General features: G+C 54.2%; 16 protein-coding genes. 6 read left to right on the top strand and 10 right to left on the bottom strand.

Translation table 11 applies throughout. The annotated features are described in order from the left end of the window. Positions 1-13: 13 nt before the first annotated feature. Together MUU46_RS18765 and pflA are read left to right on the top strand one after the other, a co-directional pair. On the top strand, positions 14-1,024 hold the full coding sequence (locus MUU46_RS18765) for a phage integrase (protein ID WP_258966323.1): 1,011 nt from the start codon (positions 14-16) through the stop codon (positions 1,022-1,024). Between the two features lie 16 nt (positions 1,025-1,040). After that, positions 1,041-1,838: a pyruvate formate lyase 1-activating protein gene (gene pflA, locus MUU46_RS18760; protein ID WP_258966322.1), complete on the top strand. Its 798-nt coding sequence runs from the start codon at positions 1,041-1,043 to the stop codon at positions 1,836-1,838. A gap of 27 nt (positions 1,839-1,865) precedes the next feature. On the opposite strand, the gene MUU46_RS18755 is transcribed toward pflA, so the two are convergent. The 10 genes from MUU46_RS18755 to lrp all read right to left on the bottom strand — a co-directional run bounded on the left by MUU46_RS18755 (position 1,866) and on the right by lrp (position 16,308). After that, complete coding sequence (locus tag MUU46_RS18755) at positions 1,866-2,738, bottom strand: LysR family transcriptional regulator (RefSeq protein ID WP_258966321.1); 873 nt, start codon at positions 2,736-2,738, stop codon at positions 1,866-1,868. 84 nt (positions 2,739-2,822) lie between these two features. Beyond that, positions 2,823-3,968: an MFS transporter gene (locus tag MUU46_RS18750; protein ID WP_159753769.1), complete on the bottom strand. Its 1,146-nt coding sequence runs from the start codon at positions 3,966-3,968 to the stop codon at positions 2,823-2,825. A 273-nt stretch (positions 3,969-4,241) separates the two neighbouring features. Next, on the bottom strand, positions 4,242-5,105 hold the full coding sequence (locus MUU46_RS18745) for a dimethyl sulfoxide reductase anchor subunit family protein (RefSeq protein ID WP_258966320.1): 864 nt from the start codon (positions 5,103-5,105) through the stop codon (positions 4,242-4,244). 1 nt (position 5,106) lies between these two features. Continuing rightward, positions 5,107-5,724: a DMSO/selenate family reductase complex B subunit gene (locus MUU46_RS18740; protein ID WP_159753774.1), complete on the bottom strand. Its 618-nt coding sequence runs from the start codon at positions 5,722-5,724 to the stop codon at positions 5,107-5,109. Positions 5,725-5,734: 10 nt separating this feature from the next. Next, positions 5,735-8,179, bottom strand: coding sequence for a dimethylsulfoxide reductase subunit A (gene dmsA, locus MUU46_RS18735; protein ID WP_258966319.1), 2,445 nt, complete (start codon positions 8,177-8,179; stop codon positions 5,735-5,737). A 203-nt stretch (positions 8,180-8,382) separates the two neighbouring features. Next, entirely contained in the window at positions 8,383-9,675 is a 1,293-nt protein-coding gene (gene serS / locus MUU46_RS18730; protein ID WP_258966318.1) for a serine--tRNA ligase, read from the bottom strand. 91 nt (positions 9,676-9,766) lie between these two features. Then, on the bottom strand, positions 9,767-11,110 hold the full coding sequence (rarA, locus tag MUU46_RS18725; protein ID WP_258966317.1) for a replication-associated recombination protein RarA: 1,344 nt from the start codon (positions 11,108-11,110) through the stop codon (positions 9,767-9,769). Positions 11,111-11,119: 9 nt separating this feature from the next. Then, positions 11,120-11,731: an outer membrane lipoprotein periplasmic chaperone LolA gene (lolA, locus tag MUU46_RS18720; RefSeq protein ID WP_258966316.1), complete on the bottom strand. Its 612-nt coding sequence runs from the start codon at positions 11,729-11,731 to the stop codon at positions 11,120-11,122. A 129-nt stretch (positions 11,732-11,860) separates the two neighbouring features. Next, positions 11,861-15,694 carry a DNA translocase FtsK 4TM domain-containing protein gene (locus tag MUU46_RS18715; protein ID WP_258966315.1) on the bottom strand — a complete coding sequence of 1,278 codons (3,834 nt, stop codon included), beginning with the start codon at positions 15,692-15,694 and terminating at the stop codon, positions 11,861-11,863. Between the two features lie 119 nt (positions 15,695-15,813). Beyond that, a complete protein-coding gene (gene lrp, locus MUU46_RS18710; protein WP_002439523.1) occupies positions 15,814-16,308 on the bottom strand; it encodes a leucine-responsive transcriptional regulator Lrp in 495 nt (164 codons plus the stop codon). A 549-nt stretch (positions 16,309-16,857) separates the two neighbouring features. Between lrp and trxB the strand changes: the two genes are divergently transcribed. The 4 genes from trxB (at position 16,858) to aat (ending at position 22,182) form a co-directional block, all read left to right on the top strand. Then, a complete protein-coding gene (trxB, locus tag MUU46_RS18705) occupies positions 16,858-17,826 on the top strand; it encodes a thioredoxin-disulfide reductase (RefSeq protein ID WP_258966314.1) in 969 nt (322 codons plus the stop codon). Between the two features lie 115 nt (positions 17,827-17,941). Next, positions 17,942-19,708, top strand: coding sequence for a heme ABC transporter permease/ATP-binding protein CydD (gene cydD / locus MUU46_RS18700; protein WP_258966313.1), 1,767 nt, complete (start codon positions 17,942-17,944; stop codon positions 19,706-19,708). Then, complete coding sequence (gene cydC / locus MUU46_RS18695) at positions 19,709-21,430, top strand: heme ABC transporter ATP-binding protein/permease CydC (RefSeq protein WP_258966312.1); 1,722 nt, start codon at positions 19,709-19,711, stop codon at positions 21,428-21,430. 47 nt (positions 21,431-21,477) lie between these two features. Next, positions 21,478-22,182 (top strand): leucyl/phenylalanyl-tRNA--protein transferase, encoded by a 705-nt coding sequence (gene aat, locus MUU46_RS18690; protein ID WP_258966311.1) that lies wholly within the window; start codon positions 21,478-21,480, stop codon positions 22,180-22,182. Positions 22,183-22,415 lie beyond the last annotated feature (233 nt).

Genomic DNA, 22,415 nt, shown 5'->3' with positions numbered 1-22,415 from the left:
ATCGAGGTGACCTATGTCCGTTAAAAAACTCGATGATGGCCGATATGAAGTGGACGTTAGACCGCAGGGCGCAGACGGAAAACGCATCCGGCGGAAATTCAGTACAAAGGGCGAGGCTCAGACGTTTGAGCGTCATGTGCTTGTTAACTATCACAATAAGGAATGGCTTGAGAAACCGGCAGACCGGCGCAAGCTGACAGAACTGCTGGACCGATGGTGGATCTATCATGGAAAAACCCACGCAAGGGGCGAGATAGAAAAGGGTCGCCTGACGACGATAATCACGAGGTTTGGGGATATGGGCATTCACAGGGCCGACCAACTGACCAAGAAATCAATTATCGATTATCGCGTAACCCTAATGAATGAAGGACTCAAGCCATCCAGCGTAAACAGGCACGTCGCCATACTGAGCGGCATGTTTACCAAACTTATTGATGCTGACGAGTATCACGGCAGCAACCCTCTTCATGAGGTGAAGCGCCTTAAAGAAGCTCAAACAGAAATGGCGTTCCTGTCCACCGATGAGATAGAGATGCTGCTCTCGCGGCTGGAAGGAGACGAATTGAATGTGGCACTGATCTGCCTGGCTACTGGTGGCCGGTGGGGCGAAGTTTCAGGTTTGAAGGCTGAGCACATCATTCAGCAGGTGGTCACCTTCATGAAAACCAAAAACGGGAAACGACGCTCAGTGCCGATTTCTGTCGAGCTGGCGGAGCGCATTAAGACCAAAAACAGCGGTCCATTGTTTAGGGCAAAATACAGCACTGTCCGCAGAGTGTTGAAAGAGATAAAGCCCGATCTGCCTGATGGGCAGGCGGTACACGTAATGAGGCATACATTCGCCACACACTTTATAATGAATGGAGGTAATATAATTACATTGCAGCGCATTCTAGGGCACTCGAACATCCAGCAAACGATGATTTACGCGCACTTTGCCCCGGACTTTTTACAGGATGCAGTGACACTCAATCCACTGTCCAAAATGTCCAGAATGTGTCCACAAACCAGAGTTAACTAGAGCTAATCAGAGCGATATGAGTAATTTAAACACTTGTAATTTAACGGAAAACACTGATGCACCAGGAGCTGTTAAGCCAGTAATTGGTCGCATTCACTCCTTTGAATCCTGTGGCACCGTCGATGGCCCAGGTATCCGTTTTATCACCTTCTTCCAGGGCTGCCTGATGCGCTGCCTGTATTGCCATAACCGCGATACCTGGGATACCCACGGCGGCAAAGAAATTACGGTTGAAGAACTTATGAAAGAAGTGGTGACCTATCGCCACTTTATGAATGCGTCCGGCGGCGGCGTAACGGCGTCCGGCGGCGAAGCCATTTTACAGGCTGAATTTGTGCGTGACTGGTTCCGCGCCTGCCGTAAAGAAGGCATTCATACCTGCCTCGACACCAACGGTTTTGTTCGTCGTTATGATCCGGTGATTGATGAACTACTCGAAGTGACCGATCTGGTCATGCTCGATCTCAAACAGATGAACGACGAGATCCACCAAAATTTAGTCGGCGTGTCTAACCACCGTACGCTGGAATTCTGCCGTTACCTGGCGAACAAAAATATTAACGTCTGGATCCGCTACGTGGTTGTCCCTGGCTGGTCTGACGATGACGATTCTGCGCACCGCCTGGGGGAATTTACCCGCGATATGGGTAACGTCGAGAAAATCGAGCTTCTGCCCTACCATGAACTCGGCAAACACAAATGGGTGGCGATGGGCGAAGAGTACAAGCTGGACGGCGTGCATCCACCGAAGAAAGAAACAATGGATCGCGTGAAAGGTATTCTCGAGCAATACGGTCACAAAGTCATGTACTGACTCAGACAGCCTCTTCGGAGGCTGTTTTTATATCCCCTCTTCCATCGCCGTTAGCAGTTGCGCCAGCATAGGCGCACCGACCACGCCCGGTTTCCAGAGCGCCACCAGCGGATGTGCAAGCCCCGTCGTCCCCATCTCGGTATCAATTCGTGCCACGCCTTCCAGCCGTTCTGCACAAAAATGCTCCGGCAGAAACGCCCAGCCACAACCACGTTGCAATAGCCCTTCCAGCAAAGTTATCTCATTGACGTGAATCAGCCTGTCCGCGATACGAATTCGCCCGGCAAGGGAGGGGGGAAGATCACGAAACGGCATCAGCTGCGGTTGCGAGGCCAAATGCAGCAGAGATACTGGCTGTTTAGGGAAATAATCTTCATGAGCATACACCGCAAGCGAAACGCTCCCAACCGCGCGCCAGTGCAGGTGGTCGTTAACGGAACGGTTTACGGCCTGAAAAAGACCGAGATCGACGCTGCCCTCATCCAGCCATTGCTCGGCCTGACTGCGCTCGCAGGCGATCATATCCAGCTGAATATGCTGTGCCTGAAGTCGCTCTGCCAGTTTCAGCAACAGCGCGCGTGGCGTAAAGAGGTCATAACACAAGGTCAGATGCGTTTCGAGGATATCGGGAATGTGCCGGGCGATACGCGAGAAGGCTTCAGCCTCATGCAGAAACAGCCTTGCCTGGCGATAAAGCAGCTGGCCCTGCGGCGTCAACGTTAACGGTCTTGTCGAGCGGTCAAACAGTGCATAGCCAAGATCCACCTCCAGATATTCGAGCAGTTCGCTGACGGTGGTACGATCCTTTTTCAACTTTTTTGCCGCCTGGGTCAGCGTGCCGGTTTCGCACACGCAGGCGAATGCTTCAATCTGGGCAAGCGTAAAACGCAACAACTCCATCGGATATCCTTCTTCGTAAAGAGGAGGTCACCTTACCGGAGAGTCGAGAAAGAAAAAAGCCTGTCAATCGACAGGCTTTGGCTATCAGGCGTGTGCCACTGGCGTTGGATGATGCCCGGCTTTGCGCAGCAGCATCAAAAGATAGATAAATGACACACTGGCGATCATCACAAACAGCAGGTTGTCAGAATAGTTCTGCATAAGCATCGACGTAAACGTAGGCCCCAGCAGGCTGCCGATGGTGTAGCTCAGCAGCAGCGCCTGGTTCATCGCCACCAGCTGATGGTGTTCAACTTTCTCGCAGGCCCAGGCCATCGCTACCGGATACAGCGTAAAGCCCGCAGCACCCAGAATAAACAACGTAGGAGCCATCGCCGCACCGCTCAGCATTGCCAGGCAGCCGAGAATAACCACAAACACCTGCACGCGCAGCACCAGCAAACGACCGTAGCGATCGGCCAGACGCCCAACCGGCCACTGACCGAGGATCCCGGCACTGACCATCACCGCCATCCAGAAACCAATGCCCGAATCGCTGACGCCCTGGTGATTCAGCCACAGCGGCATCAGCCCATACAGTGAGCCGAGAACAATCCCGGAGATAACGCAGCCATTGATGCCTAAACGCGCGTGGCGCAGTTTTAGCATCGGCCAGACCAGCGTTGGCGCCTCTTCGCTAGTCTGATTCGTGATTCGGGTAAACAGCAGCGGCAGAATTGCAGCCAGCACCATGCCGGTAACCCACGGCAGGACGCTCATCAGGTCTGTTGGGAATTTGCTGACCATCAACTGGCCCAGCACGGTGCCCACATAGTAAACCATCATATAAGCCGCCAACAGGCGCCCACGGTTACGGGAGGTGCCGCTGCACATCAGCGCGCTTTCGACCACCACCCAAATCATCGCGCAGCCCACACCGGCGAGGAAACGCCAGCTGAGCCAACTCCAGAAGCCCATGGTCAGCCCCAACCCAACGCAGCCTACGGCGAAAATTAATGACGCGAGGTAATAGCTACGATTAAAGCCGAGACGCTTGATCAACCGCCCGCAGAGCAACGTTCCTACCAGGTTACCGGTGAAATACGACGAACTCACCATCCCCACTTGCCAGGTTGGCAAATGATCGTGGGCGAGCCAAAGCGGGACGAGCGTATTCAGCACCGCAATCGCCAACGTCAACAAAAGTAAGCCACAGAGCAATAAAAGCACTGGGCGGGAATACGTGTACATGGATATAAAACCGTGAGGAAGTTCAGAATTCGAGCGCATCATGCCACCGCCGTTGGCAAAGTCAATTGCCTCCAGACCAGAGCTGGCGCGGTTTTCAGGGGAACAATAGAAGTTTTTTATCTAGCGGACCGGCAATGGAATTTATTTTTAAATTATTCCATTGTTTTTATTAGGTAATCGGGAATATAGCGGCTTATTTTCAGTTGAAAAATTTCATGGATGGGGCGCATTTTTTGTTGCGCCGGATCGTTGCAATCCGGCGCAATAAGTAGCTTAGCTGGCGACGGCCATGCCGACGGTCATATGCAGACCGTAGAATACGCCGCGGCCGATGAGCTCACCCACGAACATCAGCACGAAGGCCAGGCTCAGTAGCGGAACGGCCGGCTGACGCCCTTTCAGCTGTGGCGCAACCCAGCACACCAGGGCTAACACGAGCAACACCAGACGCCAGGCCATCAGGGAACCGTACGCCGGAACCAGCGCAGAGGCCTGCTGAATGGAGCTGTGTAGCGTTGCCAGCTCACTACCCTGCATCACCACCACGATAGCACTCACCAGCAGTGCCAGCATCGAAACTACCGGCAACAGGCGCATCGCCCAGCCGTCGACGCCAGCCACACGCAGCAGCAAATACCCCAGCAACGGCCCACCGATAAACATCGTCAGGAAGAAGCTCATCGGAGTCCAGATGCTGTACCAGGTCGGCACGGTATCGATGGTGTTATAGACGCGAACCATCATCCAGACAAAGAAGACGCCTAGCACCATGGTCAACACCAGCCACACCGTACGCAGTGCCTGTGGCAGCTTGTTGATAACGGCCAGCAGCCAGCCAATACCGCCGACTGCGAAGAACACCGAGCCGCTTGCAATTTCATTACTCAGCGAAGAAGCACCGATCCGGTTCAGAGAGTTAAACGCGCGCAGCGGCGACCCGAGGTGCAGAATAGAGGCGATAAAGCCCAGTCCCATCAGCACCCACAGGCCGAACATGCTCAATATAACAAGACGCTGTTGCTCACGAGAAAGTTCGCCTTTCATCAGCGCCAAGGCCAGAACGATAAAGCCGCCGGCGACGCATTGCCCGAGGACCGTGAAGATCATCAGCGGCCATTCATGCCATCCACTTCCCATCTTAAACCTCCTTCGGGTTTGCCAGATAGCCGGTGGTGTCACCCGTCGGACGGCTGTTGGCATTAGGTTTGATAACAATGCTTGGTTTGGTGAAGTGCGCAGACGGCAGCGGAGCAACCGCTGCCAAATGACCATGCTTTTTACGCAGCTCTTCAATCGGACCAAAGTCCAGCGCACGCAGCGGGCATGACTCTACGCAGATAGGTTTTTTACCATCCGCAACGCGTTCATGACAGCCGTCGCATTTGGTCATATGGCCTTTGGCTTCGTTGTACTGCGGCGCGCCGTATGGGCAAGCCATATGGCAATAGCGACAGCCTATGCACACATCTTCGTTTACGACGACAAAGCCATCTTCGCGTTTATGCATCGCACCGCTCGGACAGACCTTTGTACAAGCCGGGTCTTCACAGTGGTTACAGGCGATTGACAGGTAATAGGCAAACACATTCTGATGCCATGTGCCGTTGTCTTCCTGCCAGTCACCACCGGCATACTCATAAATGCGACGGAAGCTGACGTCAGGTGTCAAATCTTTGTAGTCTTTGCAGGCCAGTTCGCAGGTTTTGCAACCGGTGCAGCGACTGGAATCAATAAAAAATCCATACTGAGTGGTCATCGGTTACTCCTTACGCTTTTACGACCTGAACAAGGTTGGTGTGCGACGGGTTGCCCTTCGCCAACGGCGACGGACGCTGAGTAGTCAGGACGTTAATACAGCCCGCCTGGTCCACGCCTTTTGCATCCGGCGCATACCATGCCCCCTCACCCAACGCCACAACGCCTGGCATCATGCGCGGTGTTACCTTCGCTTCAATGTGAACCTCACCGCGGCCGTTGAAGATCTTCACGCGGTCGCCATTGGCAATCCCACGCTTCTTCGCATCCATCGGGTTCATCCACATTTCCTGAGGACATGCAGCCTTCAGAACATCTACGTTGCCGTAAGTCGAGTGGCAACGCGCTTTATAGTGGAAGCCCGTCAGCTGTAACGGATAATCTTTGGCCAGCGGATCGTCGTAGTTTTCGAATCCAGCCGCGTAAATTGGCAGTGGATCGATAACATCGCCTTCCGTCAGTTGCCAGGAGGCGGCAATCTCTGCCAGCTGCGCTGAGTAAATTTCGATTTTGCCTGATGGCGTGGTCAGCGGATTGGCAGCCGGGTTCTCACGGAAATCCTTATAGGCCACATGATGCCCTTCCGGATCGCGCTGCTTGAACATGCCCTGCTTGCGGAACTCTTCAAACGTCGGCAGTCCAGGGATCGCCTGGCGAGACTGTTCATACAGATGGCGCATCCACTCTTCCTGGTTGCGGCCTTCGGTGAACTTCTGCTCAACGCCCATGCGCTTTGCCAGCTGAGTGGTCATCTCATAGATGGTTTTACACTCGAAACGCGGTTTGATAACCTGGTCGGCAAAGATGACGTAGGACATGTTGCCGCAGGACGCATCCAGCGCGAAGTCCATCTGCTCAGACGCGGTGCAGTCTGGCAGCAGAATATCGGCATACTTCGCCGAAGAGGTCATGTGGCAATCCACCACCACAATCAGTTCGCACTTCTTGTCATCTTGCAAGATGTCGTGGGTGCGGTTGATATCGGAGTGCTGGTTGATAATGCAGTTGCCCGCATAGTTCCAGATCATCTTGATCGGCACATCGAGCTTATCTTTCCCGCGCACGCCATCGCGTGTGGCGGTCATTTCCGGGCCGCGCTCAATCGCATCGGTCCACATAAACATCGAAATGCTGGTTTCAATCGGGTTATCCAGCGTTGGCATACGTTCGAAGGGCAGATCGTAAGAACCTTCACGCGCGCCGGAGTTACCCCCATTAATCCCGACGTTACCGGTCAGAATCGACAGCATAGAGATAGCACGGGTAGCAATCTCGCCGTTAGCATGACGCTGCGGACCCCAGCCCTGACTGATAAATGCCGGTTTGGCCATCGCGATTTCGCGCGCTAGCTGGACAATTCGTTCCGCCGGGATCCCGGTGATGGACGCTGCCCATTGTGGCGTTTTAGCCGTGCCGTCTTTACCCTGGCCCAGAATGTAGGCTTTATAGTGGCCGTTCGCAGGCGCACTGGCAGGCAGGGTTTTCTCGTCGTAGCCGACGCAGTATTTGTCGAGGAACGGTTGATCGACCAGATTTTCAGTGATCATCACCCATGCGAGGCCGGACACTAGCGCGCCATCGGTACCTGGACGAATCGGGATCCACTCATCTTCACGGCCTGCGCCGGTATCGGTGTAGCGTGGATCGACAATGATCAGACGTGCATTCGATTTCTGGCGCGCTTGTTCAAGGTAATACGTCACACCGCCGCCGCTCATGCGGGTTTCACCTGGATTGTTGCCGAACAGCACAACCAGCTGACTGTTTTCAATATCTGACGGGCTGTTACCGTCCGCCCAGCCGCCGTAGGTGTAGTTCAGGCCTTCCGCAATCTGTGCGGAGGAGTAATCGCCGTAGTGATTCAGGTAACCGCCGCAGCAGTTCATCAGACGGGCAATCAGCGTTTTTCCTGGGGGCCATGAACGCGTCATGGTACCGCCCAGCGTACCGGTACCATAATTCAGGTAAATAGATTCGTTGCCGTAATCTTTGATCAAACGCTGCATGTTATTGGCGATGGTGTCATACGCCTCTTCCCAGCTAATACGCTCGAACTTACCTTCACCACGTTTACCGACGCGCTTCATCGGATATTTCAGGCGGTCAGGATTATATACCCGACGACGCATAGAGCGGCCGCGAAGACACGCGCGCACCTGATGCAGGCCGTCGTAGTTATCATCGCCGGTATTATCGGTTTCAACATATTTGATTTCGCCATCGACCACGTGCATACGCAACGGGCAGCGGCTACCGCAGTTCACCGTACAGGCGCTCCAGACCATTTTCCCGGCAGCAGCGGCTGGCGCAATCGCGTCGGCAGCATTCGCAATACGGGTAAACGGTAATGTGAATGCACTACTGGCGATTGCCAGTCCGCCAATTGCCGAGGTTTTCATCAAACCTCGACGGCTGACTTCGGCAGTCAGCAAAGCATCAGGGGCTTTTATTTTCATGAATACTCACTTCATTGCTCATTGAAATGAACCAATCGCTATATAGCTATGAATATAGCGAAATTAGTCTTTTTTAGAGTTTTATGCTACTTCTAATTCGAAGGGAGTATCCCTGCTTTCGCCTGAAGGGTTATTGTTCAGTATCAATACAGGTATAAAAAAAGCGCCCTAAGGCGCTTTTTTAGCAAGGAATGAGGTGCTATTCAGCCGATGAACTCAATACCGTTCATGTAAGGGCGCAGTACTTCCGGCACTTCAATGCGACCATCAGCCTGCTGATAGTTTTCCAGCACCGCAACCAGCGCACGACCAACAGCCAGACCGGAACCGTTCAGGGTGTGCACCAGACGGGTTTTCTTGTCTGATTTATTGCGGCAGCGAGCCTGTAAACGACGCGCCTGGAAATCCCACATGTTTGAACAAGAGGAGATTTCACGATACGTGTCCTGCGCTGGCAACCAGACTTCAAGATCATAGGTTTTAGCCGAACCGAAACCGATATCGCCACTGCACAACAGCACTTTACGGTACGGAAGACCCAGCAGCTGCAACACTTTTTCAGCATGACCCGTCAGTTCTTCCAGTGCATCCATAGAATCTTCTGGACGAACGATTTGTACCATTTCGACTTTATCAAACTGGTGCTGGCGGATCAGACCACGCGTATCACGACCATAAGAACCTGCTTCGGAACGGAAGCATGGGGTATGAGCGGTCATTTTCAGTGGCAGAGCGTCTTCATCGATGATCTCGTCACGAACCAGGTTGGTCAGTGGCACTTCGGCAGTTGGGATCAACGCGTAGTTGCTGCTGTCGGCTTCTTCATCCAGCGGACGGGTGTGGAACAAATCGCCGCCAAATTTCGGTAACTGGCCCGTGCCGTACAGTGTTTCATGGTTTACCAGGTACGGGACGTAGTTTTCGACATAACCATGCTGTTCGGTGTGCAGATCAAGCATGAACTGGCTCAGGGCGCGATGCATACGCGCAATTTGCCCCTGCATCACAACGAAGCGAGAACCAGTCAGCTTAACCGCGGACGCAAAATCCAGGCCTTTCGCCATTTCACCTAACGTGACGTGATCGCGTACTTCGAATTCGAATTTACGCGGCTCGCCCCAGCGGCTAATTTCAACGTTTTCGCTGTCATCTTTACCCATCGGGACACAATCGTCCGGGATATTAGGCAGCGTCAACGCAATGTCGCGGATCTCAGCCAGCAGAGCATCAAGCTCAGCTTTTGCGGCATCCAGCTCTTCACCCAGCTTATTCACTTCCAGGCGTAATGGCTCGATATCTTCCCCGCGCGCTTTCGCCTGGCCAATGGATTTCGATCGCGAGTTACGCTCTGCCTGCAGATTTTCAGTGTTTACCTGCAGAACTTTACGACGCTCTTCAAGAGCGCGAAGTTTATCTACATCCAGCTTAAAGCCTCGGCGTGCCAGTTTTTCTGCGACTGCGTCTGGCTCGGTACGCAGCAGATTGGGATCGAGCATGCTTATCCTGTGCTTATCGAATTAAAATGAGGAAAAGACCGCAGCCTGCGGCCTTTAGAGGTTCAGCGATAACCTTACCGCAACGTCTTGTTTAGCGGTAGCGTTTTGTGGGGCTATTTTGATCCTGTTCGGTAAGCCAGGCGAGCTTTTCACCAATCTTACCTTCAAGACCACGCGAGGAAGGCGTGTAATAGCGCGTTTGCGACATTTCTTGCGGGAAATAGACTTCGCCGGCCGCATAGGCATTGGGCTCGTCGTGGGCGTAGCGATACTCCTGGCCGTAACCCATATCCTTCATCAGTTTGGTCGGCGCATTGCGCAGATGTACCGGCACGTCGTAGTCAGGTCGTTCGCGGGCATCAGCCATTGCTGCTTTAAAGGCGGTATAAACGGCATTGCTCTTCGGCGCACAAGCCAGATAGACAATCGCCTGCGCAATGGCCCGTTCCCCTTCCGCTGGGCCGACGCGGGTAAAACAATCCCAGGCTGAAATCGCCACCTGCATCGCACGCGGGTCAGCGTTGCCGACATCTTCGGAGGCGATCGCCAGACAACGACGGGCAACGTACAGTGGGTCGCCGCCGGCGGTGATAATCCGTGCGTACCAGTACAGTGCTGCATCCGGAGCGCTGCCACGAACAGATTTGTGAAGCGCGGAGATTAGGTCGTAGAAACGGTCGCCTTTGTTATCAAAGCGAGCGCTGCGTTCCCCGGCTATCTCGGTTAACAACTCAGGCTTTAATACGCGCTTGCCGGAATCATCCAGCTCCGCCATATCTGCCATCATCTCCAGCGTGTTTAGCGCCCGGCGTGCATCGCCGTTGACCAGTTCTGCGATCGCTTTGCGCGTTTCGTCAGGAAGGAGGATGTCCTGGCCGCCGTAGCCGCGAGCACTGTCGGTCATCGCCTGGGTTAATACCTGTTCGATATCTTCGACAGTGAGCGATTTCAGCAGATAAACACGGGCACGGGAAAGCAGTGCCGAGTTGAGTTCAAAAGAAGGGTTTTCGGTAGTGGCGCCAATGAAAAAGATGGTCCCGTCTTCAATATGCGGCAAAAACGCATCTTGCTGGCTTTTATTGAAGCGATGGACCTCATCGACAAACAGAATGGTGCGGCGCCCTGCATTGCGATTCTGCCGGGCGCGTTCGATAGCTTCTCGAATTTCCTTCACGCCAGACGTGACCGCAGAGATGCGTTCCACGTCGGCGTTGGCGTAGCGGGCAATCACTTCTGCCAGCGTCGTTTTCCCGGTCCCCGGCGGCCCCCACAGAATCATTGAATGCAGATGTCCTGCTTCAATGGCGCGTGGCAGCGGTTTGCCGGTAGCCAGCAGATGCTGCTGGCCAATGTACTGCGTTAAATTTTCTGGCCGCATACGCGCGGCCAAGGGTTGAAACGCATTATCGGAAAAATCGAGCGACAGATTGCTCACGCGCGCCTCTTATTTACGCTGATCGTCCACCGTTACTCCTTTTGGCGGAGTAAAGGTAAATTTGGATGCGTCCACCGCGCCGTTCTGCTGGGACTTCAGCTGATAGCTGCTACGCTGATCGTCCTGCTCAATGGCACTGAACTGATGAATGGTGCCATCGCGGCTCACGTTGATGGTGAACTCTTTCAGATTACCGTTGCTGCCTTTTGGGGTCAGCACAAAATCGTCACCGTTCTGCTTGATGTTGTACTGCTTCCAGTCGCTGGACTGGTTACGCGCAATCAGCATAAATGGTGTGTTGCTGGTTGCGTCTTTCAGCCAGGTCGCGGTTGCCTGTTCAACAAACGGGTTATAGAACCACAGCGTTTTACCATCGGAAACCAGAATGCTTTCATCCGGTTGCGTCATATGCCAGTTAAAGAGATTTGGACGCTTGACGGATAAATCGCCCTGTCCGTCCTGAACTGCATTACCGCTGCCATCGGTCACTTTCTGGGTAAAGCTGGCGTTGAAGCTGCTGACTTTATCCAGACGGCTTTTCAGGTCGCTAGCGGCATCAGCCCAGACGCTGCTGGCAACAAAACTGGTCAATAAGGCACAGGTGATGGCAAATTTTTTCATCTTCATTCCTTAAATGCGTCACTCCCGACGCGGGAGTCTCTTTGTTCCCACTGTAGGTAGAGCATCTACAGGGGAACAGGAGAAAATACTGATTTTTTGGCTATTTACGCAACTTTTCAAACGCTACGTTTAATCAAACGGAGGCGGAGCCAGTACTTCACGGTTGCCGTTATGGCCTGCTTCGCTGACGATCCCCTGCGCTTCCATCTGCTCGATGATTCGCGCGGCACGGTTATAACCGATGCGGAACTGACGCTGTACGCCAGAAATAGAGGCCTTCCGTTTTTCGGTCACAAACTTCACAGCCTGATCGAACAGCTGGTCTAGCTCTTCACCGTTGTCCAGACCGGCTGAACCGCCCTCACTTTCGCTGTCGGAGGTAATACCGTCGACGTACTGAGGCCGACCGCGCGCTTTCCAGTCCTGAACTACGGCGTGGACTTCCTGGTCACGAACGAATGCGCCGTGCACACGCGTCGGTGCCGAGCTGGAATTCGGCCCGGAGTAGAGCATGTCACCCATGCCGAGCAGTGATTCCGCGCCGCCCTGATCGAGAATGGTACGGGAGTCAATTTTGCTCGACACGGTAAAGGCGATACGGGTCGGGATGTTCGCTTTGATAAGACCGGTAATCACGTCAACCGACGGACGCTGTGTCGCCAGCACCAGGTGAATACCGGCGGCACGTGCTTTCTGCGCCAGGCGGGCGATTAACTCTTCCACCTTTTTACCAACCGTCATCATCAGGTCAGCGAACTCATCAACCAGCACCACAATGTACGGCAGTTTTTCCAGCGTTGGATGCACCGCATCCATGCTGTCACCCGGTTTCCAGTAAGGATCCGGAATCGGACGGCCCATCTGTGCGGCCTGAGCAATCTTCTCGTTATAACCTGCGAGATTACGCACACCAAGCGCTGACATCAGCTTATAACGACGTTCCATTTCATTGACGCTCCAGCGCAGAGCGTTGGCAGCATCCTTCATATCCGTCACGACTTCCGTCAGCAGATGTGGAATACCTTCATAAACTGAGAGCTCCAGCATTTTTGGGTCGATCATGATGAAGCGCACATCTTCCGGCGTTGCCTTATAGAGCATACTGAGGATCATGGCGTTCACGCCGACAGACTTACCGGAACCGGTCGTACCGGCTACCAGCAAGTGAGGCATTTTCGCCAGGTCAGCAATCACCGGCTCACCGGCAATGTCTTTCCCGAGCACGATAGTCAGCGGCGATGGGCTTTCGCGGAATTTCGCGCAGTCCAGCACTTCTCGAAGGTAAACGGTCTGCCGTTTTTTGTTTGGCAGTTCCAGGCCCACATACGGCTTGCCCGGAATAACCTCAACCACACGCACTGCGACGGTCGACAACGAACGCGCCAGGTCACGAGAGAGGTTAGAAATACGCGCGGCTTTCACGCCTGGCGCCAGATTCAGCTCGAAACGGGTGATGACCGGGCCCGGCGAATAGTTCACGACGTCGGCCTTGATGCGGAAATCGGCCAAACGTGTTTCTACGAGGCGCGCGGTTTGCTCCAGCGCGAAGGTATCAACCGGTTCGATTTCACTCGGCGGCTGAGTCAACAGATCCAGAGACGGTAATGGCGTAGTCGGTTTTTGCAACGGACGATTGTCACCGTTACGCATCAGCAGCGGGTGAATCAGGCTTTCCTGCGGCTGAGGCACCGGCTGTTGCTGAGGCTGCTGGTAGGCAGGTTGCGCCTGCGGCACTTGCTGCGGTTGTTGATATGCCTGCGGCTGCGGTGCCATTTGCTGAGGTTGCTGGTAAGCCTGTTGTGGCTGTTCCGGCGCGGCACTCGGCGTAAACAACGGTGCTTTCGGTGTATCATCAACCAGCGTTTTCATCGGTGAGAATTGATGGTCCGTCGGCGAGAACACATTCGCACCCTGCGGCTGTTCGCTGGAATAACGTTGCTGCTGCGTGGCGGCGAACTGACGTGCCAGTTCGGCTTCTGCGACGGCATCTTCGTCTTCCGGCGTCTCATCGTAGCTGTTGTCTTCGTATTCCTGGCCATAGCGTTGCTGCTGGGTGGCAGCAAACTGACGAGCCAGCTCGTCCTGATGTAGCTCATCAATATCTTCATCGCCCATCAGCTCGTCAGACAGTTCTTCGGCCGGGCGCTGTGACGGAATTTTGATACCAAATGAGGCCGAGGCAAGTTCACGACGCGTTGGTACACGCACAGGATTCGGGCGTGGAAGCTGCGGGCCAATGCCTGCTTTAACCTGCGGACGCGGCGCATCTGCCGGGCTGAATAACTGAGCAGCCGACGCAGCCGTTGCTGCAGCGGCTGCGGCACCGGTTACCTGATGAACGCTAGCCGCGACGGAAGCAACCGCTGCCGCTGGGGCAACCGCGGCCAGTGGATCGACAATAGATGCAGACGGCGTTGGCATTGGTGTCGTTGGTTTCACGGTCGCCGGTTCCGGCGTTGGCTGATACCACGCTGCAAGTTGTTCACGTTCACGTGCACGCTTCTCTTCCACTTCTTCGAAATAGTAGAGCGGTGGGCGCTGCGGTTTAATTTCTTCTTCCGGTTCCAACGCCACTTCTGGCATCTGCGGAGCGTGCTCTACAGGCGGAATATATTCATGGGCGTGATACTCGGGTTCAGGTTGCTGCCAAGGCTGCTCAGGCTGTGCGTACTGCTGCACTGGCACTGGTTGCGGATCCTGCCACAGTTCTTCGATAGAAGGCTGATGACGGAAGGCTTCTGGCTTAACATATTCTGGTTTCGCGACTGGTACCTGCGGCGGCCAATTGTCCGGAGACGGAGCAATAACCGGATCTGGCGTTTGCGGGGCAGGAACGGCCTGCCATTCCACACTCGGTGCAGCCATTTCGCCGCCGGAAACGGAAGGAGCAACCATCGCAGCGGATGCAGGTTCTGCCCATGCCTGAGTGGTCGCCATCGCAGCAGCCGCTGCGGCAACCGGTTCGGCAATGGAGTGACCGTTCATCAGCGGGTCGTTTTCATCCCAGGCTGCCGGGCGGGTCGCGCTGTTGCCGGAGAAAAGAACATCGTCGGTATCAGGCTGCTGCGTTGCACTATTGCCAGAGAACAACACGTCATCGGCATCTGCGGCTTGACCACGAGCGCTGTATTGAACTTCAACTTCGTCTTCATCCATTCGACGACCGGAGAACAACGCAGCGTCCGTTTTCCGCCCCATCGGGTTGCTAAACTTATCAGCAATGCGCTGACGACGCGCCAGTGCACCGCGCAGAATACGGGCACGGCGCCCTTCTCTCTTCGGTTCTGCGTCATGATCTTCTTCGTCATCTTCGTACTCTTCATCGTCGATCCACGAATCGTCGCGACGGGTACGGTTGCTGGCGAAGGTCAGAATATTGAGGATCCAGTTACCGATTTTCTCGGCAATGCTGACCCAGGACCAGCCGGTGAACAGCGTCAGTCCTGCAGCCCAAATGCAAAGCAAGGTAAGCGTACCGCCGCTGCTGTGCAGCATGGGTTGCAATGCGGTGCTGAGCAGACTGCCAATAACGCCACCGGAGGCGAAATACCAGATATCATCTGCGTTGATAGCGGCAAGTCCACACATGGTGAGGATCATCGCAAGCACGCCAATTAGACGTAGCGCTACTGCAAAATAATCAACGTATTCGTCACTTTCACGATGCTTATACGCGAACCAGCAGGCACCGATAATCATTACGGGCAAGGTGTATGCCATTACGCCAAAAATGAAAAACAGCGTATCCGCAAGCCATGCACCCGGCATTCCGCCAAGATTATGAATCGGTTCGTGCCAGGCGGTTTGTGACCAACTGGGATCGGAAGGATTAAAGCTTAGTAGAGCTGCCATCAGCCAGATGGCAAAAAGGGAACAGAGGATCAGGAACGCTTCAAGAAGACGGCGCCCGCTGCTTAATCTGTTAATCGTTACTTCTTTTTCTTCAGTGTATTCCTGGCTCAAGAAAGGCACTCCAGGTCCTTGATGCTAAAACGGACAACAGCGCCGGGTCTCCCCGGCACTGTTGCTGTATGGATTAACAGGAGTGTAATCAACTTGCGTTGATTTTGCACCTGTTCCGTTTAGCGTGTCTTAATTACCAGACGATTACTCTGCTTGACCTCTTCCATAACCACGTAGGTACGGGTGTCATTTACGCCTGGCAGGCGCAGCAGGGTTTCGCCTAACAGCTTACGGTACGCTGACATGTCAGGCACGCGGGTTTTCAACAGATAGTCGAAATCACCGGAGACCAAATGACACTCTTGAATTTCTTCAAGTTTTTGCACAGCGGAGTTAAATTGTTCAAACACATCCGGGGCGCCACGATTCAGAGTTATCTCAACAAAAACCAGCAGCGATGCATCCAGATAATGCGGGTTCAGCAGCGCGGTATAGCCCTGAATAAACCCTTGTCTTTCCAGCCGACGTACACGCTCAAGGCAAGGTGTCGGAGAAAGTCCCACTCGTTTAGAAAGCTCGACGTTGGAAATTCGCCCATCCTTTTGCAATTCGTTCAAAATGTTACGATCGATGCGGTCGAGATCTTTGCCTGGGCGCTTCTTGCTATCTACCATTATTATTGTCTCTCTGTATTCCTTCCCTACTCCTGTCTGGACCCTGTGCACTTCACTGTTCAGAGCCTGTGCCCGTCGTCTGCGTAAAAAATCTGTCACCAGATGTAACGCATAACCCAAGGGTACGTGTTGAGAAGCCGTTGCCTGTCGGCAGCCACCGCCATCTCGAATGGCGTCTGTCCACGCCATGCGCCGATGATGCTGGCCCGGTTAAAAATGGCATTTACGTGCATGAAAATTCACCACACGACAAACGCTGTTTTTTCTCCCTTCATTGTTTTCGCAAAAGCACAGGGGATTGTCAAAGCAAAACATCGATTTTTAGTACAACATGCCAGATATTCATAATCACCCAGGGACGTTCCTCATGTTATCTCCTTATAATCACCCCGATAGCAGTAGAATTTGTTATCGCAAGCGTAGATAAAATCACCAATCCATTGACGCAATCTATTACACATATCGTTAACAAAATTCCTGCACCCTTTTATTACTTCCGCAAATTCCCTACAATCGCGCCCATTGTCTGCCAACATTTATGGGGATCTCATGGGCACGACCAAACACAGTAAACTGCTTATTCTTGGTTCTGGACCAGCCGGCTACACCGCTGCGGTCTATGCCGCACGCGCGAACCTGCAACCGGTACTGATTACCGGCATGGAAAAAGGTGGTCAATTGACCACCACCACAGAAGTGGAAAACTGGCCAGGTGATCCGAGCGATTTGACCGGGCCTGCGCTAATGGAACGTATGCATGAACATGCGGTTAAGTTTGAAACCGAAATCCTGTTCGATCATATCAACAAAGTTGATTTGCAGAACCGTCCGTTCCGTCTGACCGGTGACAGCGGCGAATACACCTGTGACGCACTGATCATCGCGACAGGTGCATCCGCCCGTTACCTGGGCCTGCCATCAGAAGAAGCATTTAAAGGCCGCGGTGTTTCTGCCTGCGCCACCTGCGATGGTTTCTTCTATCGCAATCAGAAGGTCGCGGTCATCGGCGGCGGTAACACCGCAGTTGAAGAAGCGTTATATCTGGCAAACATTGCCTCTGAAGTGCATCTGATTCACCGTCGTGACAGCTTCCGCGCGGAGAAAATTCTGATCAAACGTCTGATGGATAAAGTGGAAAGCGGCAACATCGTGCTGCACACCCATCGCACGCTCGAAGAAGTTACCGGCGATCAGATGGGCGTCAGCGGCTTGCGTCTGCGTGATACGCAGAACAGCGACAACATTGAGTCTCTTGACGTAGCAGGTCTGTTTGTTGCTATCGGCCACAGCCCTAACACTGGCATTTTTGACGGCCAGCTGGCGCTGGAAAATGGCTACATCAAAGTACAGTCCGGCATTCATGGCAATGCAACGCAGACCAGCATTCCGGGTGTGTTTGCCGCAGGCGACGTCATGGACCATATTTACCGTCAGGCGATCACCTCCGCAGGCACGGGATGTATGGCCGCGCTGGACGCAGAGCGTTATCTCGACGGCCTGGCGGACCAGGCTAAATAATCTTTACAAGTCAGTAACAAAGGTAAAGAAGGCGACGATAAGTCGCCTTTATTTTTTCCCCGATGTAACATTGCTATGCCTAATGATCTCTAATAAGACACCTGCTAAGCACGCAATGAATAAAACCCGTCAACAAGAGCTTACCCGCTGGTTAAAACAGCAAAGCATTTTCTCCCGCCGATGGCTGATGCTTTCTCGTCTGCTCGGTGCGGTCAGCGGAGTGCTGATCATCGCCCAAGCCTGGCTTCTGGCCAAGATCCTGCACCACATGATTATAGAGAACATTCCTCGGGAAGCGCTGCTGCTGCCTTTCGTCATGCTGGTTCTGGTCTTTATCCTGCGCGCGTGGGTGGTCTGGCTGCGAGAACGGGTGGGTTTCCATGCCGGGCAGCATATTCGTTTTGAGATCCGAAAAACGGTACTCGACCGCCTACAACAAGCGGGTCCGGCGTGGATCCAGGGTAAACCTGCGGGCAGTTGGGCGACGTTGATTCTTGAACAAATCGACGACATGCATGATTACTATGCCCGTTATCTGCCGCAGATGGCGCTGGCAGCGACCGTGCCGCTGCTTATCGTTATCGCGATTTTCCCGTCTAACTGGGCTGCCGCGCTAATTCTGCTGTGCACCGCCCCACTGATCCCGATGTTTATGGCACTGGTTGGGATGGGTGCCGCCGATGCCAACCGTCGTAATTTCCAGGCACTGGCAAGACTGAGTGGCCATTTCCTCGACCGCCTGCGCGGGATGGATACCTTACGTATTTTCGGACGCGGTGAAGCGGAAACCGACACTATTCGTCAGGCTTCCGAAAGTTTCCGCCAGCGCACGATGGAAGTTCTGCGACTCGCTTTCCTCTCCTCTGGCGTTCTGGAATTTTTCACTTCGCTTTCGATTGCCGTTGTCGCCGTTTACTTTGGTTTCTCCTATCTTGGCCAGCTGAATTTTGGCAGCTATGGCACGACAGTCACCTTAATGTCAGGCTTTTTGGCACTGATCCTGGCTCCGGAATTCTTCCAGCCGTTGCGTGATTTGGGTGCGTTTTATCATGCCAAAGCGCAGGCAGTGGGTGCCGCCGACAGTCTGAAAACCTTCCTTGAAGCGCCACTGGCACAGCCTGAGCGTGGCAGCGTCACGCCAGATGAAACTCAAAATGTGAGCCTTGAAGCGCAGGGGCTGCTGATTAAATCGCCGGAAGGTAAAATCCTCGCCGGACCGCTAGATTTCAGCCTCGCCGCTGGCGAGCGCGTGGTGCTGGTCGGCCAGAGCGGTTCGGGAAAAAGTTCCCTGCTCAATACCCTGGCAGGTTTTCTGCCATATGACGGATCTTTGAAGGTGAGTGGGACAGAATTGCGTGACCTGGAACCTGACGCATGGCGAGGCCTATTGAGCTGGGTCGGACAAAATCCGCAGCTTCCAGCGCATACGCTGCGTGAAAATGTGCTGCTGGCGAATCCAAAAGCCAATGAGGCGCAGCTGCAACACGCGCTCGACCGTGCTTGGGTGAACGAATTTGTCAGCCAGCTTCCGCAAGGGATTGATACGCCAGTCGGCGATCAGGCGGCCCGGTTGTCCGTCGGTCAGGCCCAGCGAGTGGCCGTGGCCCGTGCCCTGCTCTCTCCTTGCCGATTCTTGTTACTGGATGAGCCAGCCGCCAGTCTCGACGCGCACAGCGAACAGCGCGTTATGCAGGCTCTGACGGAAGCTGCAACCAACCAGACCACACTGATGGTCACTCATCAGTTAGAAAACCTTGCCGAATGGGATGCCGTTTGGGTCATGCATCAAGGCCAAATCGTCGAGCAGGGTTCGTTTGCAGAGCTTGCTGAAGCACAGGGGCATTTTGCGCACCTGCTTTCCCATCGTCAGGAGGAAATTTAAATGCGCGTTTTAGCCCCTTACCTGGCGTTATATAAGCGGCACAAATGGTTGCTCTCCCTCGGCGTTGTGCTCGCGATTATCACCTTGCTGGCCAGCATTGGCCTGCTGACGCTCTCTGGCTGGTTCTTGTCCGCCTCGGCCGCCGTCGGTTTTGCTGGCGCCTACACCTTTAACTATATGTTGCCTGCCGCGGGTGTACGTGGAGCCGCCATTATCCGTACCGCTGGACGCTATTTCGAGCGTCTGGTTAGCCACGATGCGACCTTCCGCGTGTTGCAGCACCTTCGCGTATTTACGTTCAGCAAGCTGCTGCCGCTCTCCCCTGCCGGGCTGGCACGTTTTCGTCAGGGCGAATTGCTCAACCGCGTAGTGGCGGATGTCGATACCCTCGATCATCTATACTTGCGAGTCATTTCCCCGCTGATTGGTGCGCTGGTCGTCATTCTGGTGGTCACGTTTGGCCTGAGTTTCCTTGACCTGACGCTGGCGTTGACCCTCGGCGGCATTATGTTGCTGACGCTGTTCCTGCTGCCGCCGCTGTTTTACCGGGCCGGAAAGCCAGCCGGTGAGAACCTGACGCAGCTTCGTGGTGAATACCGCCAGCAGCTCACATCCTGGCTGCACGGTCAGGCCGAACTGACAATATTCGGTGCCAGCAAGCGCTATCGCGAGCAGATGGAACAGACGGAGCTGAGCTGGCATGAGGCGCAGCGTCGTCAGTCCGAGCTGACAGCCCTTTCCCAGGCACTGATGCTGCTGATGGGGGCCGCGGCGGTCATTGTGATGCTATGGATGGCCGCAGGCGGCGTGGGCGGCAATAGCCAGCCAGGCCCGTTGATCGCGCTGTTCGTGTTCTGTGCGCTCGCCGCGTTTGAGGCGCTGGCCCCGGTGACTGGCGCATTCCAGCACCTTGGACAGGTAATGGCTTCCGCAGTACGGATAACAGAACTGACTGGACAACAAGCCGAAGTCACATTCCCAGAGACTGTTTCTGAAGTACCGCAGCACGTGAGTCTTACCCTGAACAATGTCAGCTTCACCTACCCGCAGCAGACTCAACCCGCGCTGGCGAATCTTAATGTGCGCGTCAATGCCGGAGAACATGTTGCGATTCTGGGCCGCACTGGCTGCGGTAAATCGACCTTGTTACAATTGCTGACCCGGGCGTGGGATCCTCAGACCGGTGAATTACTACTAAACGAGCAGCCAATTTCATCTATCGATGAAATGACACTCCGCCGCACCATGAGCGTGGTTCCACAACGCGTACACCTTTTCAGCGCTACCCTGCGGGATAACCTTCTGCTGGCAGCCCCGAACGCCACAGATGACGCACTGAGCGCTGTTCTTGTGCGTACCGGTCTGGAAAAACTGCTCGACGATGGCGGGCTCAACAGCTGGCTTGGTGAAGGTGGGCGTCAACTCTCCGGTGGCGAGCTACGCCGCCTGGCCATTGCCCGCGCCCTGCTGCACGATGGGCCGCTAATGCTGCTCGACGAACCAACCGAAGGCCTCGACGCCACCACAGAAAGCCAAATCCTTGATTTACTAGCCGATGTGATGCGTGAAAAAACTGTGCTAATGGTGACCCACCGCCTGCGCGGGCTGGCACGTTTTGAGCAAATAATTGTGATGGACAACGGACAAATTATTGAGCATGGTAATCACGCAGAATTGCTGGCCCAACAGGGGCGCTATTACCAGTTCAGACAGCGTCTGTAGACTACTATTCACTATTATTAGGCTTATCAGGCGTGGAGTTGTGAAGTATGCGGCTGGTCCAGTTGTCACGTCATTCTATAACCTTTCCATCGCCGGAAGGTGCCCTGCGCGAGCCTAACGGTTTGCTCGCGCTAGGTGGCGATCTTAGCCCAGCGCGACTGCTGATGGCCTATCAGCGGGGTATCTTTCCCTGGTTTTCACCCGGCGACCCAATTTTATGGTGGTCGCCTGACCCTCGCGCCGTTCTGTGGCCTGACGCATTCCATGTCAGTCGCAGCATGAAACGGTTTCACAAATCGTCCCCTTTTCGTATCACGTTAAATCACGCTTTCGGCCAGGTGATTGAAGGTTGCGCCGCCGATCGCGATGAAGGCACGTGGATTACCGAAAGCATTGTGCAGGCCTACCATCGTCTGCATGAGCTGGGACACGCGCATTCGGTTGAGGTATGGCTGGGAAGCGAACTGGTCGGCGGCATGTACGGCGTGGCGCAAGGCGCGCTGTTCTGTGGCGAGTCGATGTTCAGCAGGGCGGAAAATGCCTCAAAAAGCGCACTGATGGTTTTCTCGCAGACGTTTGCAGCTCAGGGCGGAAAGCTGATGGATTGTCAGGTGCTGAATAATCATACAGAATCGCTGGGTGCGATTGAAATTCCCCGCCGCGAGTACCTGGAATACCTCGCAGAATTACGCACGCAGCCCCTGCCTGGGCACTTTTGGGTCCCTCGTACGCTCTTTTTACCCACAGTGTAAATGTTTTCGGCACATTCATTGTCAAGGTGATATAATTGCCTCGGAAGTCGTTTCTGCCTGTTGCCCCGCCATCGTTTCAGGAATATCCCCTATACGTTTGCGCTCGTCATACAGTCTCTGTGTATGACAGACGGGTAATGCGCAAAAACGATCTCTTTTTACCCTGCACACCGGCATTAGGCCGAAAGATGACGGGTAAATCTTTACTTAATTGCTGAATTTCGGCATTATCT

It is taken from the genome of Scandinavium tedordense (assembly GCF_024764965.1).
Lineage (GTDB): Bacteria > Pseudomonadota > Gammaproteobacteria > Enterobacterales > Enterobacteriaceae > Scandinavium > Scandinavium tedordense.
The sequence above is the reverse complement of the archived record's forward strand: the minus strand, read 5'-3'. Positions and strand labels throughout refer to the sequence as shown.